The 14428-nt window shown below is 63.4% G+C and carries 11 protein-coding genes; 5 read left to right on the top strand and 6 right to left on the bottom strand.

Going from position 1 to position 14428, the window contains the following annotated elements:
- Position 1: 1 nt before the first annotated feature.
- Genes FFS30_RS20925 through FFS30_RS20910 form a run of 4 tightly spaced genes read left to right on the top strand, consistent with a single transcriptional unit; the run spans position 2 to position 5953 of the window.
- Positions 2 to 910: a DUF58 domain-containing protein gene (locus tag FFS30_RS20925; RefSeq protein WP_137915132.1), complete on the top strand. Its 909-nt coding sequence runs from the start codon at positions 2 to 4 to the stop codon at positions 908 to 910.
- Complete coding sequence (locus FFS30_RS20920; protein WP_137915131.1) at positions 907 to 2073, top strand: BatA domain-containing protein; 1167 nt, start codon at positions 907 to 909, stop codon at positions 2071 to 2073. The genes FFS30_RS20925 and FFS30_RS20920 overlap by 4 nt, the downstream gene beginning before the upstream one ends.
- Positions 2070 to 4238 (top strand): DUF4175 family protein, encoded by a 2169-nt coding sequence (locus FFS30_RS20915; protein ID WP_171014770.1) that lies wholly within the window; start codon positions 2070 to 2072, stop codon positions 4236 to 4238. Before FFS30_RS20920 ends, FFS30_RS20915 begins: the two co-directional genes overlap by 4 nt.
- On the top strand, positions 4235 to 5953 hold the full coding sequence (locus tag FFS30_RS20910) for a hypothetical protein (protein WP_137915129.1): 1719 nt from the start codon (positions 4235 to 4237) through the stop codon (positions 5951 to 5953). Before FFS30_RS20915 ends, FFS30_RS20910 begins: the two co-directional genes overlap by 4 nt.
- Before the next feature lie 381 nt (positions 5954 to 6334).
- Here the strand turns inward: FFS30_RS20910 and FFS30_RS20905 are convergent, their stop codons facing one another.
- From FFS30_RS20905 to FFS30_RS20895, 3 genes are all read right to left on the bottom strand, one after another.
- Positions 6335 to 6571 carry a hypothetical protein gene (locus FFS30_RS20905; RefSeq protein ID WP_137915128.1) on the bottom strand — a complete coding sequence of 79 codons (237 nt, stop codon included), beginning with the start codon at positions 6569 to 6571 and terminating at the stop codon, positions 6335 to 6337.
- A gap of 243 nt (positions 6572 to 6814) precedes the next feature.
- Positions 6815 to 7864, bottom strand: a complete 1050-nt coding sequence (locus tag FFS30_RS20900) for a hypothetical protein (protein ID WP_137915127.1) — start codon at positions 7862 to 7864, stop codon at positions 6815 to 6817.
- Positions 7865 to 8182: 318 nt separating this feature from the next.
- Positions 8183 to 8590 carry an Imm8 family immunity protein gene (locus FFS30_RS20895; protein ID WP_137915126.1) on the bottom strand — a complete coding sequence of 136 codons (408 nt, stop codon included), beginning with the start codon at positions 8588 to 8590 and terminating at the stop codon, positions 8183 to 8185.
- 216 nt (positions 8591 to 8806) lie between these two features.
- Between FFS30_RS20895 and FFS30_RS20890 the strand changes: the two genes are divergently transcribed.
- Positions 8807 to 9196 (top strand): hypothetical protein, encoded by a 390-nt coding sequence (locus tag FFS30_RS20890; RefSeq protein WP_137915125.1) that lies wholly within the window; start codon positions 8807 to 8809, stop codon positions 9194 to 9196.
- A gap of 250 nt (positions 9197 to 9446) precedes the next feature.
- Here the strand turns inward: FFS30_RS20890 and FFS30_RS20885 are convergent, their stop codons facing one another.
- The 3 genes from FFS30_RS20885 to FFS30_RS20875 are packed head-to-tail and all read right to left on the bottom strand — an operon-like array spanning position 9447 to position 14378.
- A complete protein-coding gene (locus FFS30_RS20885; RefSeq protein WP_249352573.1) occupies positions 9447 to 11939 on the bottom strand; it encodes a TonB-dependent receptor in 2493 nt (830 codons plus the stop codon).
- Between the two features lie 31 nt (positions 11940 to 11970).
- Positions 11971 to 13125, bottom strand: a complete 1155-nt coding sequence (locus tag FFS30_RS20880) for an SO2930 family diheme c-type cytochrome (RefSeq protein WP_249352572.1) — start codon at positions 13123 to 13125, stop codon at positions 11971 to 11973.
- Positions 13126 to 13145: 20 nt separating this feature from the next.
- A complete protein-coding gene (locus FFS30_RS20875; protein ID WP_137915123.1) occupies positions 13146 to 14378 on the bottom strand; it encodes a parallel beta-helix domain-containing protein in 1233 nt (410 codons plus the stop codon).
- Between the last annotated feature and the right edge of the window lie 50 nt (positions 14379 to 14428).

Below are 14428 nucleotides of genomic sequence, written 5' to 3'. Positions count from 1 at the left end.
CATGACTTCGCTGATTCCGCCCGAGCTGCGCGCGCGCCTGCGCGACCTGCGTCTCGCCGCGCGCGGCGGTGCCGGCGGCGACGGGCTCGGCCAGCATGCGAGCCGCAGTCGCGGCGCCGGCCTCGAATTCGCGCAGTACCGGGCTTACGAGCCCGGCGACGAATTGCGCCGCATCGATTGGAAACTCTACGCGCGTTCGGACCGCTACTTCGTCCGTGAAGCCGAGCGCGACAGCCCGTTGACCGCCTGGGCGATCGTCGACGCGAGCGCGTCGATGCGCCAGGCCGATGCGGCGCGGCCCGGCTACGCCAAGCTCGACGCGGCAAAGACTTTGGCCGCCTGTGTCTTCGAGCTGGCGCTGCGGCAGGGGGATCGGTTTGGCCTAATTGCTCTGGCCGCGACGGCGCCGACGTTCGTGCCTGCCGGCGCCGGCTCGCGCCAACGCGATCGTTGTCTTCTCGAACTGGCGCGTCTGCAAGCCGCTGGCCGCTGGCCTGAAGCCGCTGCGCTGCGCCCGCTCTGGGAACGCGTGCAGCCGTCGGCCGTCGTCGTGATGTTCTCGGATTTCTTCGACGACGAAGCGGTCGAACTCGCACTGCGCCTTGCCGCGGCGCGGCGCGAGGTTTTGACCGTGCAGATGCTGAGCGCCGAGGAGCGCGATTTTCCGTTCGCCGGCGGCCATCGTTTGCGCGATCCGGAATCCCGCGCCGAGCGCCGCGTCGAAGCCAGTGCAGTGCGCAAGGACTACCTCGAACGCTTCGCCGCCGCGCGCGCCGAACTTGCGCGCCGTTTCGGTGCGGCCGGCATCCGTCACGTCGAATATGTGCTCGATCGTCCGCTCGACGAACCGCTGCGCACGTTCTTCGCGCCAGGCGCCACGCGGGCGAGCGGCGGGGGCGGAGCGGCATGAGTTTCGCCTTGCTCGCTCCGCTCGGTCTTGCCGCTTTGGCCGCACTCGCGCTGCCGCTGCTGATCCATCTCGTGCGCCGGCTTGAACTGAAGACCACCGACTTCGCCGCGCTGCGCTGGGTTGCCGAACGCATGCGGCCGCAACGCCGCCTGCGTTTCGAGCGGCCGTGGTTATTGTTGATGCGCCTCGTTCTGCTGGCCTTGTTCGCGCTCCTGCTTGCGCGGCCGGTATGGAACGGCGACGCGCCGCCGACGCGCGTCTGGACCGTGGTCGCGCCCGGTGTCGCACTGGCCGACGCGCGCGCCGCGGCCGGTGCCGGCGACAGCGAATGGCATCGCCTCGCGCCGGGCTTTCCGCGCATGGACGAGACCGAAGCGCCGGCGCAGATCGCCACGGCAAGTTTGCTGCGCGAACTCGATGCGCAATTGCCGCCCGGTGTCGCGCTGACCGTCGTCGTGCCCGAAACTCTTTCCGGCCTCGACGGCGAAAAACCGCGGCTTTCGCGTGCAGTCGAATGGCGCGTCGTGCCCGGAAAGATGCCGGATCGGCCAGCCGTGCCGGGCAAGCCATTCCATCTTGCTGTGCGCTACGCGGCGCAAAGCGAAGACTCGCTGCGCTATCTGCGCGCGGCCGTTGTCGCATGGAATCAAAGCGGAAGGCGACACTGCGAACTCGATGCGCAGCCGGCCGAGGCGCCGGTCGCCGAGACGAGCGATGCTTTGATCTGGCTTGCGCCGTCGTCGTCCGTACTTAATCGCTGGCTAGACCGGGGCGGCGTCGCCTTGGCGGCAAATCATCCGGGCAACGAAGGCGAACCGCTCTGGCGCGACGCGACCGGCAACGTACTTGCGCGCACTGTGGCGAACGGCCACGGTCGTTTGATCGCACTGCCCGGCGCGTTGACGCCGGACCAATTGCCTATGCTGCTCGATGCGGATTTCCCTGAGCGCCTGCGCGTCGTACTCGGCGATGTGCTGTCGGCACCAACGCAGGCGCAGGCAGCCGCGATGCGTCCGACTGCGGACGCCGCGACCGCCGGTTCGCAGGCGAGCCGGCTGCACGCCGCGCGTCCGCTCGATGCGTGGCTCGCGTTGCTGATCGCTGCGGTGTTTCTGTTCGAGCGCGTTGTGGCGACCTGGCCGCGCACGGAGCGCGAAGCGTGAGCACGGCAGCTCTCGATCATCTGCGTCGCACCGCAGCGCAGCGCAAGCTCGCCATCGTCGCGCTCGCCGCGCTGCCGCTCGTCGTTGCGGCTGCTGTGTTGGCTGCGCGGATCGGCGGCTCGATCGCCGCGTTCGTCGTCGTGGTATTGGCATTGGCGGCAACGGCGGCCATCGCGTGGCGTGCTTGGTGCAGCGTCGACGAAGGCTGGCTCGCGCGCCGTCTCGACGCGTCGGCGGTGCAGATGGACGACAGCGCGGCCCTGCTGTTTCACGACGGCGCCGCTTTGTCGGAGCTGCAACGTCTGCAGCAGATGCGCGTGCACGCATGCCTGGCGGAAATCAATCTCGACTTGCGGCCGGCGTGGCCGTGGCCGCGCCTGTTCGTGGCGTGCGGTGTGGCGCTGGTACTGCTCATCGCTGCCGCGACATGGCAGCCGAGTGCGCGTAGCGACACCGAACAACGCAGCGCGACGGCGCACAACGCGGCCGCGGCGACAGCGCTCGTGCGCACGCGCATCGCCGTCGAACCACCGGCCTACACGCATGTGACGCCGAGCGACGAAACCTCGCTCGATGTGAAAGCGCCCGAAGGTTCGCGTCTGCGCTGGAGCCTGCGCTTCGATCCCGAGCCGCAAGCCGCGGCGTTGGTCTTCCACGATGGCAGCCGCATGGCCTTGACGCGCGACGGCGCCGACTGGCACGGCGAGCGCGCGTTGAACGCATCGGTCTTGTACCGCATCGCGCTCGATGGTGTGCCGCCGCCGGCCGACGACCGCCTGCATCGGCTCGACGCGATCGCCGATCGCGCGCCCGAGATACGCGTACTCGAACCGGAGAAGACCCTGACCGTGCTCGACACACAGCAGAAGAATTGGTATCTCGCCTTCGAGGCCGACGACGACTACGGCATCGCCGCCGCTGAACTGCAGATCACCCTCGCGCAAGGCAGCGGCGAGAACGTCAAATTCAAGGAACAGACTGTCGCGCTCGAAGGCGAACCGGTCGGCGCCGACGGCGGTGTGAAGCATCAGCGTTACCGACACAGACTCGATCTCGCCGCGCTCGGTGTCGCCCAGGGCGACGACGTGGTCGTGCGCCTCGCCGTCAGCGACAACCGCGAGCCAAAGCCGAACATCACGCGCAGCGCCAGCTTTATCCTGCGCTGGCCTGCGCAGGCGTCGCAGGAAAGTGCGGGGCTCGAAGGCGTTGTGCAGAAGACGATGCCTGCCTACTTTCGCAGCCAACGTCAGATCATCATCGACAGCGAAGCCCTGCAGAGCGAGAAACCGAAACTCGACGACAAAGCATTCCTTGCACGTTCGGACGCGATCGGCGTCGATCAGAAAATTCTGCGCCTGCGCTACGGCCAATTTCTCGGCGAAGAGTCCGAAACGCATGCCCAGCACGCCGAAGCTGCCGAGCAGGCTGCAGACTCCGCACACGAACATGGCGGCGAGCATGACGATCATGACGAGCATGCGCATGCGCCGCGTGCAGGGCAGGAGGCGGCGACGTTCGGCAAGGAAGGCGACATCGTCGCCGAGTTCGGCCATGTGCACGACATTGCCGAGGCGGCGACTCTGCTCGATGCGGAAACCAAGGCGACGCTCAAATCCGCGCTCGCCGAGATGTGGCAAGCCGAGCTGCATCTGCGCCAGGGACGCCCCGACGAAGCGCTGCCTTACGAATACCGAGCGCTCGACTTCATCAAGCGTGTGCAGCAGTCGACGCGCATCTATCTCGAACGCGTCGGTCTCGAACTGCCGGCACCGGACGAAGCGCGCCGCCTTAGCGGCGAGCGCAAAGGCGTGGAAGACCGCAGCGGTTCGCTCGCCGCGGCGACGATCGACGATGCGCCGCTCGCGCGCCTGTGGTCCGGGTTGCAGCGCGGCGATGCGGCGGATGCGAACGCGATCGACTGGAGCGGCGCCGAAGAATGGCTGCGTGCGCGCGAGGCAAGCCTGCCCGATGCGCTTGCCGTGCTTGCAGCGATCGATCGTACGCGGCGCGATCCTGCTTGTGCAGAGTGCCGCGATTCGCTGCGCGCCTTGCTCTGGCCGCTGCTGCCGGCGCCGGCTGCGACGGGCGCGGCGCGTGCTACGCCCGATGCGGCCGGCCGTGCCTATCTCGATGCGCTGCAATCGGACGCGGGAGGTGCGCGATGAACACAGCGGCCATCGTCGCGGGCGTTTTGGTGTTCTCCGTTTTGCTCGGTGTCGTGCGCAGTCGTCATGCGTCGCGCCATCGCACGCTGCGCATCGGTCTGCAGATTGCTGCGGCGATGCTGCTGTACTTCAGCTTGTTTCCGCCGACCTTGCCGGAGCGCTTCGCGAGCGACGAACTCATCGTGCTGACGCCGGGCGCGACGCCGGCGCAACTGGCCCAGCTGTCGCCCGCGGCGAGTGTCGTCGCACTGCCTGGTGCAGATGCCGGCCGCGCGATCGAGCGCGCGCCCGATCTTGGCACGGCCCTGCGTCGGCATGCCGATGCACGCCGTCTGCGCATCGTCGGTGGCGGCCTGCCGGCACGCGACATCGATGCCGCGCGTGGTCTCGTCGCTGCGTTCGACGCCGCGCCCCTGTCGCGTGGAGTAGTGGAGCTTGAGATCCCCGGCAATGTAAGTGCCGGCAGTGTTTGGCGTCTAGGCGGTCGTGTCGAAAGTGTCGACGGCGGCCGCGTCGAGTTGCGCGATCCGTCGGGTGCGGTGGTAGCGACGCGTGCGCTCGATGCGCAGGGCCGTTTCGATCTGCGTGCTGCGGCGAAAGGCGACGGTGCCGTATTGTTCGCGCTGAACGTGCTCGATCGCGACGGCGCACGTATCGATGCGGTGACGGTGCCGCTCGCTGCGCGCGCGAACGTGCCGCCGCGCATCCTGCTGCTCGCCGGCGCGCCCGATGCGGAACTCAAGTATCTGCGCCGCTGGGCCGCCGACGCCGGCCTCGCCGCGGACACCCGCATGATGTTGAGCGAAGGCGTGACGTACTCCGAAGGTACACCGGCGCTCGACGGCGAGACGCTGCGGCGTGCCGATGTTGCGATCGTCGACGAGCGCGCTTGGGCAGCGCTCGACGCGCAAAGTAAGAAAGCGCTCATCACCGCCGTGCGCGACGGGCTTGGCCTGCTGCTGCGCGTGACCGGACCACTGCCGGCGGCGGTTGCGGCGGAGTGGGTCGAGTTGGGGTATCGATTGGAATCAACCGAGCCGCCATCGGCGGTGCGGATCGATGGCCTGCTCGGTCGCGACGACGCGGCGCTGACGTTTTCGCGTCGCGCTTTTGCGGTGACGTCGCCCGATGCTGCATCGCTGTTGCGCGCCGACGATGGTTCGACGCTGGCCTGGTCGCGCAATCTTGGCAGCGGTCGCGTCGCACTATGGCTGCTCGCCGACAGCTACAAACTGAGCCTCGGCGGCGCGAGCGCGGGATTCGGCACCTTGTGGGGCGATGCGCTGGCTGCGGTCGCGCGCACACGCGGTGCCGCTTCGCCTAGCTTGCCTCTAACGGCGCGTATCGATGAGCGCGCCGTGCTTTGTGGCGTTACCGACGCGGCTGCGATTGAGAGCACAACGGGTGCGCATAGCGAGTTGATCGTCGACGCTACGACGCATTGCGCGGCGTACTGGCCAGATATGGCCGGGTGGCACAGCCTGCTCAACGGCGGTATGCGCTGGCCGTTCTATGTGCGTTCCCGCGACGAAGCGCATGCGTTGGCTGCGGCTAGCACTGTGCGTGCGACGTATGCACTCGTGGGCGAAACTTCGTCCGCGATGGGTACCGCGACACGCGACCGACCACTGCCGCGTTGGCCGTTCTTCCTCGCATGGCTTGCTGTCGCCGCGGCGCTATGGTGGTTGGAGCGCGGCGCAGTTGCTCAATCTTGAGGTAACGCAATACTTTACGCTGCTCTTGATCTCGCGATCCGATCAGTGACCACTGGCCGGAAGGTAGTGCGCCCAGTGTGACTCAAGCGCACGTTGTGCCACAGTGTTATTTGCGTAGTACTAAACACTCTCGTCGGACATCAAGCGGCGTAGCGGCCGCACATTCGTCGCTCGTATCGAATTTGTCAATTACTGTCGACTCGTGCAGCGAAACTCCATCGGCTCGGCCTACATCGCGAAATGCGGCATGAATCGCTGAAATTACTTCTTCTGGAGTGGGGCGAGACAACATGCGTCGGTTATCTGTTGAACGAAGCAGGCACTGCCACGATGAGTGGCAGGATGCCCCAATCCGTCAATATGGTTCGTTTGAGCGAATAGCTAGGCATCGACCTTTACCTCCCTGAAGCATTGGCTCACATGATCTCTAACCTGACGCCACAGATGTCTATCGGCAAGCTTAGGGTCAAGGCCTTCCGCTACAAATACTGCGTCAGTAAATGCTTCGACAGAATGCGGAAACAAGCTGGTCATATGCTCTTTCTGCTCAGGAGTAAGGCAGAAGCCAAGCTCTGCGCAGAGCCGGCTAAGAAGTTTTTCAATCTTGTTGTGTTTCATGTCGAATCCGATGCCTTAAAGCTTGAACTAGACGGTCGCCGCCGAAAGAGGTATCGAGATATCGCAGCCTGTCTCAGCGATCCGTTTGAGCGAACAGTTAGGCATCAGTGCCAGAATTTCCACCGAAGCTTTACCTGAGCATGTTCGACTCATTCACCAGATGCTGATGTCGGTGATTTCTCTGTCCCGCGCCGTGAGCAATGAATTCAACAAGAGCGGCGAGTTTGAGGGAATCGTTAGCCGTCATTCGCTCCACTCCACAGGCACATATTTGATCTCGTCGTTGTTGTAGGCGGCCACGATTGCACTGGTGTGTCCCCCGCCGCTTGAAAACGACTGAGTGGAGTACTTGTAACCCGGGCCAAGTTTCTGCCTCGCTAGTTCGACGGCCTTAGTGCCCACAGCACCATGAAGTGTCATGCTGATAATGGTGACCAAGAAGGCAACGAAAGCTATGCCTAAGCCGATTGCAATCTTTGGCATCGCCGTACTACGACCATCGGCCTTGCGCGCCTCCAAAACCGGAGTAGAGCGTAGTTGTTTGTAACTCCAGCCGAGCAACGCCAGGACAGCTATCGTCATAAGCCACGCAACCGTTGAAGCGCCAGGATTGAGTTTGGCTTCGGCAAGAAGCAGCTCTACGGGTTGCAAAAACGGAAAAGTGAGAAGGAATCCAATGAATGAAGCGAGCGCGAAGGCGGAAAGCCACACGACAAGTGTTGTGGCTCCAAGGCTGCCGCGGACAAGAAATGCACCAACGGCCACAGTAAACAGGTTGAAGCTCGACGAATAACTCTGCCCACGAGCGATGCTGTAGATCATGAATACAATGTCTACTAAACCGAACGCGATCCAAACAAATCCAACTCTCTTCAAGATAGTGCGGTAATCGGTCATAAGGGCTAACGCTTGGGCTGGGCGGCGGCTGCCGTGAGTGGCATTAGGATACTGCAACCCGTCGCAGCGACCCACTTGAGCGAATGACTGGATATCGGGGCCTGAATTCTGTCTGGAATCGAGCGCGAAGGAATACCGCTCGCCATTGAAGTCCTCCGCAAGGACTTGGTCGCCTTCTATGAGAAGTGGCCCCGAAAAGATGTCTCGGCCGCCCGCACTCCATACAACTTCGCCGTCGAGCGAAACACAAGATATTTTCAGTTCGCCGTGGACAATGATGCATGCGGCTGAGGGGACGAAGAGCACACCGAAACATGTAAACGCATCGAGTGCTTTGGCCCACAGCACACTCAGCGAGGGCAGATCAAAGGCGACTATGTGATCTCCAATCGCCAAGAAGCACCTGTCTCCTACGACAGTGATTGATCGGTCGTGTACGCACGATGCCCCGCCGTTAGCGGCAACAACACAGGACGATTCGTCTTGTGAGGAGCGACATATGATGCCGTGGATTGACGACGGCCGATCCAAGCCGCACAACACTAGTTCCCGGTCGTAGCGCCGAACATTGTCAACGGAACCAACGGAGTAGGTGGGCTCGTTGATTACTTGCAGGTTGACGTCCACCGATGCCCAACGCTCAAGCTAAGCGGCCGCTGCCGCGAGGAGTGCCGGGATACCGCAGTCTTTGACAAGCACACGCCTGAGCGAAGGTTAGAGCTTGACCTGCTGATAGTTGTCGAACTCCCAGCAAAGGGTTTTATTGAGTTCGTTCGCTACATCCGACCAGCTAGGTCGCATAGCCAGGGTAAGGAGACGCTCCACCGAGAATTGAACCGTTGACCACGAAAACTCTGGAAGAATGAGTAGGCCACGTCCCCACGTAGTACGAGGGCTTGAGAGCAGAAATGCTGGATTAACTACGGTAAATGAAAAGAGATCGCCACCGCTAATCGAAGAGGGGCCGATGATGGCTTCGAATGGAACTGAAAATTCTTCTAGGTCATTGGGTAACGCGGGCGCTGCCAAGTCGGGGCTTGTAAGAGATTTAAGCTTCGGAATGACCATCGGAGGATCTTCAAGGCTTGAGCTGAGCGGTCGTTGCCGCAGGCCCATGAGCATACTTCAACTCGTCAGAGCGGCCCGCTTGCGCGAACAGTTAGGTGATACCCGGAACAAGGCGGTCGACAAAGAGCCGGGCATCGGCCGACGCAACCAAAATAGGACAGCGATCAAAAAGCCAGAGTGACGGTTTGCAGTATCCTGCTGCTCTTGCGGCAGCGGCCGCTTGGCTGAAGCCTTAGGTGTCGCATGTCAGGTCCGACAAGAGCGCGATTCTTGCGCGGCGTTATTGGCTTTCTCACGTTGGGGCTGGCAACGCCAACGCTATTTCTTCTTCTCATTATGCGGCCAGTAGGCGGCGACTCCATCGAACTCTTAGGAGGTGTACTTTTTTCTGTTCCAGCGGGGATTTTGCTTATCTTGAGCTATCCTTCTGCGCTTCTGATCGTACTTGCTGCGGCTGTAGCGTTGGCTACTTCGATGCCTGATGTTCCGATTCGTCGCTGGGGCTTTGTAGGCGTTTTTACCGGCGTCTCGATAATCTGGTCGTTGTTCGAGCCGGACTTCCCGCGGCAGCAGACGTTGGAGCTCGCTGTTTCCGCCGCTTTCGCTGCCCTGCTGACGGTTTATTTTTGCAGACCTCTCTATCCTTCAAGCGCTACCTGATTCGTTCATGCGAACTGCTGCGATGGGCTGTTCGGGTCGAAAGCAAACGCAGAGTAGTTGTAGGTGGCCGCTGGCAAAGTACCTTGAGTGCCGTTTGCGAACAGGCTGACGGCGAGATGCTCTCGCCATACCGGGTGGGCGCGGCAGGAGAGGCCGAGCGCCGAACATATCGGATACAGGCTTCGACGGAACGATGAAGCCGTATCCTGCATTCCGAATCCCGCGGCGCTTGCGCAGCCGCGGTTATCGATCAGAAACGATACGCCGCCTCGACGCCCCACATGCGCGGTGCCGTGATGCCCGCGCTGGTCACGCCGAGCACATTGGTGACGATGCGGTTGAGGCCGGAGACGTACTGTTTGTCGAACACGTTGTTGACGAACAGGGCAACGCTCCACGGCACGTTCGGTGACGACCAGCCGACGCGGAAGTCGGTACGGGTCTGGCTGCCGCCGACCTTGAACGGCAGGGTCGGGATGCATTGTCCCTGCGTTTGCGAATCGGCATTGCAGCGCGATTTGCCGACGTAGGCGCTTTGCAGGGTGAAGTCGAGATCGCCGTTGGCGACGTTGCGCACGGTGTAGTCGGCGCCGACCGCGGCCGACCATTGCGGCACGCCGGTCGGTTGGCCGGACAGGTCGAGCCCGGCCGAGGTTTTGTAGTTGCTGTAGGTCTGGTCGATGTACGCCACGGAGGCATTGAGGCGCAGATCGTCGGTCGCCTGCCAGCGCGCTTCGAATTCGAGGCCCTTGGCTTCCTGGTCGCTCGGCAATATCTGGTACTGCGGCAGGTCGCCGTTGCCGGCGCCGTTGGAGACGAGCACCAGGTTCGGCAGGTTGGAATATTTGTAATAGTATACCGACGCGTTGAACAGCAGCTTGTAGTCGGCGAACCAGCTCTTGATGCCGGCCTCGTAGTTGCGCACGGTCTGCGGTTTGTACACGGTGCCGATCTGCAGCGCGTTGAAACCGCCGGCTTGATAGCCCTTGGTCGCCGAAGCGTAGACCATCACGTCGGGCGTGAGCTTGTAGTCGAGCACGACGCGCGGGCTGGTGTCGTTCCAACTGCGGTTCAAGCCGACCGGATGGTTGAGCGCCGACGGATCGGTGAAGTAGATGTTCTGGTTCAGGCTGATGCCGGGCGGCAGTTGCGCCTCGATCAGCGGCAACACGCCGATCGCGGCCAGCGCGGACAGGGTGGTATCGAGCTGCGGCGCGATGCGCGGCGGCGTGTACCAGCTGAAGTCGCGCTTGTCGTGGGTGAAGCGCACGCCGGTGGTCAGATTGAGACGATCGCTGAGATGCCAGATCACGTCGCCGTAGGCCGCGGCCGCCGTGGCGGTGTTGCGGTTGATCATGTTCTCCTGCCACGGGTCGCCGAGCAGCGAGTACGAAAAACCGTTGGCCTGCAGGAACTGCGTGATCGGGCCGAAGATGCCGCCGGTCGCGCCGTAGACATTGTTCGCCAGCGTGTCGATGCTGTTTGTATAGAAGTTGATCTGGCTGGTCTGGTGACCGTCGTCCTTGTACCAGCTTACGCCGGCAACCCAGTCGGCGAGATCGGTCTTGCCGGCGAGCTTGAATTCCTGCGACCAGGACTTGTGCCGCTCGATGTTGACGTCGTCGAAATAGAGGTCGAGGCGGTTGGTGCCCTCCTGCGCCTCGCGGTTGTAGGTGCGATAGCGCTGATACGAGGTCAACGAGGTGAAGTCGGCGAACGGCAACGAGTGTTCGACGCGCAGGACGAAGGAGTCGTAGGTGCGCGTCTCGCGCGCGCCGTCCGCTTCGTTGTAGAGCGGCGCGTTGCGCGGATCGATGAAGGTCGAGTAGTCGGGCACGGGCGAGGGCAGTGCGGGGTACGGCGGCACCGGCGAGACGCCGATGGTCGCGCGCGGCGGCTGCTTGAGCCGCTCGTGTTCCCAAGCCAAGTTGACCGAGGTATCGGCCGGGCCGTTCCAGTGCAATTGCATGCGCGTGGCCCAGTCGTCGTTCTTGTAGAAATGCTTACCGGTTTGCGCGTCGCGCAGCCAGCCGTCGCTCTGGTTGTCGACGAAGCTCAGGCGGAACGCGAGGTTGTCGCTGAGCGGCGTATTGAGCACGCCGTCGCCGTAGCGCTCGCCGTAGTTGCCGAGGCGCAGGCGCGCGTTGGCTTCGAACTGCTCGCTCGGCGTCGCCGTCGTCACCGAGATCGCGCCGGCCGCGCTGTTGCGGCCGAACAGGGTGCCCTGCGGGCCTTTGAGCACTTCGACGCGGTCGATGTCGTTGAACATCAGCAGCGCGCCGCCGGTCTTGCCCATGTAGACGCCATTCTCGTAGACGCCGACCGGCGCGTCGGTACCGATGCCGAAATCGCCCGTGCCGATGCCGCGCATGCTGAAGTTCGGCTGGGTCGGCTGGTCACCGTTGACCGAAAGGCCGGGCACGTACATGTCCATCTTCGAGATGTCGGTCGCGGCGAGTTTTTCGATCTGCGCCGGCGTGATCACCTGTACGGCGATCGGCACTTCCTGCACCTGCTGCGAACGGCTCTGCGCGGTGACGGTGACGTTGCCGAGCTGCATCGCGGCATCGTCGGTCTTGGCCGGCTGCGCGTTCTGCGCGGATGCCTGGGTCTGCGCGTCGGCGTTAGCCTCGGCCGGTTCGGCGGCGAACGTGGCCGCGCTCGCCAGCAGCGTGGTCGTGCCGGCGAAGAGCGCGATGCGCACCTGCCGGGTCAATCGTGTCGTTTGTATAGTTTTATTCACGGCTGCCTCCCTAGTTCAGTTCGTCGTTTTTTCAGGCGTCGCAAGTCCCCGATGTCGCGGCGATCCATTCGCGGATCAGTTCGACGCCTTCTTTATGCGTTGTGTTGCGGCCCATCTCGGGCATCATCACGCCGGGTTCACTTGAAGTCATGCGGTAAAGCAGGATCGATGCGTCGGGCTTGCCCGGCACGATGTCGAACAGACGATCGCCGGTGCCGCGTCCCGCGGCGACGGGCGGCTTGCACAGGCCGAGGCGGCGCAGGTCGGTCGCGGCCGCGCGCAGATCGAGCGCGGTGGTGTTGGCCGGACCGGTCGGGCTGTGGCAGTGACTGCAATTGACGTCGAGATAGGCGCGCGCGCGCTCTGCCAGCGGTTGCGCAGTGTCGTGCCAGTCGGCGTCGCGCGGCAGGTTCGTTGTCGGCAGGCCGGTGAGATAACCCTTGGCGGTCCAATACGCGAGCTGGTTTTCTTTGCCGCTTGCGTAGGCGTAGTCGCGGTTGAGATGGCGCGCGCGCGGTCCGAGCGGTTCGATCTGCTTCGCCTTGACGTTGGTCACGTGGCAGCCGGCGCACTGGTTCTCGTTCGGCACGACGTAGGCGAACGCTTCGCGCTCTGCTTTCGCCGGCGTCTCGTCGACCAGTTCCAGCGGAATCGCATCGCCCGTGCGTGCGAGTTCGGCCTCGGTCTGCGCGGCGTTCCAGATGTACGGAATCGCTTCCCAGCCGTTGTCGCGGCGCACGAGGACGCGTGTTTCGACTAAGCGCACCTTGGCCAAGTCGAGACTTTCGCCGGCACGGTCGCCGGCGAAATCGCGCGAGGTGTCGTAAGTGCGCGCAACCGACTTCGCGTCGCGCGCAGCGCCGCTCGGCAGCGGATAGAAGAAGGTCTTGGTCAGCACCGTGCCGACCGGAAAATCGAACGGCCCCTCGGCATCGTATTTCGCCGCCTTGCCCTTCGGCATCCATACGGTGCGGAACTTGTGCGCGTAGTCGCTGAACAGCGGCGTGTTCAGATCGTACGGAACGACATCGGTGTTGGCCGCGAGTTTGCCGTCGCGCGCCTCGACCAGATGCCAGTCGCTGAGTTTCCCGGGCCGGCCTTCGGCGAAGAAATGCACCGGCTGCGGCGCGCGCGCGCAGCCGCCGAGGAACGCGGCGAGCGCGAGCAGCGCGCAGGGGACGCGCACGGATCGAAACGCGAACGACATCAAGCCTTGCCCTTCAACTCGACCGCGGCGAGCTTCGGCAGTTCGCAATGGAATTCTTCCTTGCCGACCTTCGGATTGCTGAACTTGTTCGGGCCGTCGACGTTGAGCACTTCGACTTCGCCGTTCTGCACGCAGATGCGCTGCTCGGCCGGGTACTGGCCGTTGGTCATGATCTTGGTGTCGACGAAACCGTCCCAAAGCACGTCGGGGAAGTGGCCGCTGATGCCGAACATCGACACCTTGAGCGCTTTCCAGTCGAGGCCGTCCGGCGAATCGCCGCCGCCCGAGAAGCGGTTGCCGTAGATGTAGATCGACTTCGGGTACGGATCGTAGCCCTCGGTCGGTTTCTTGTCGGCGAAGTTGGTGATGTAGTAGCTGGCGATGATGACGTTGGCCGTGCGATTGTCGGCGATGTCGTTGTCGAAGATCTCGACCTTCGGATTCGAGGTGACGATGATGCCCGAGCCGGCCGGTACGCTCGCGACCGCCGTGCCCTTCGCGCCGAAGTTGCCGAGGTTGTTGGCGATGACCTTGTTTTTGTACACGCGCGCATGCTCGCCGTGCTGGGTCAGGTCGGGCATATTGAAGACGAGAATGCCGCCGGTGTTGCCGGTCGCGTTGTTCTCGTAGACGTCGGCGCGAATCGAATTCTCGATCTCGATGCCGGCGACATTCTTCTCCGCGCGGTTGCGGCGCACGACGATGTCCTGCGACTGGCCGACGTAGATGCCGGCGTCGCGCGAGCCGATCGCAACCGAATCCTCGATCAGCACGTTCTTGCACTTGACCGGATAGATCGCATAGGCGCCGTTGTCCTTCGACGGGCCGGCGGTCCATTCGACGCGCACGTCGCGGATCGTGATGTTCTCGCCGTCGTTGATCTTGAGTCCGTCACCCTTCGAGTCTTCGATCGCCAGATGCTCGATGGTGAAATCGTTGGCGTAGACCAGCATACCCTCGGGGCCGGAGACCTGGTTCTTGAACGACAGGATGCTCTTGTCCGCGCCCGCGCCGCGCACGGTCACGCCGTTCGCGCGCAAGGTCAGCACGCGCTGCAATTGATGCTTGCCGGGAGGAATCTCGATGACCGTGCCGGGTTTCGCGTCGAGGAACTGCTCCTGCAGTTTTTTCTCGAACGCGGCGTCCGCATCGCTGACGGGTTGCGGCGGGCTCGACCCCGTGCCGCAGCCGGCGGCAAGGGCACACAAGGCGACGACGGCTAGCTTGCGCATGGCGGTTCTCCTCGGAAATTTCAGCTCGGCAATGTGCGCCAAACGAACGT

It is taken from the genome of Rudaea sp. 3F27F6, assembly GCF_005503555.1.
GTDB lineage: Bacteria > Pseudomonadota > Gammaproteobacteria > Xanthomonadales > Rhodanobacteraceae > Rudaea.
This window is presented reverse-complemented; position numbering and strand designations above follow the sequence as displayed.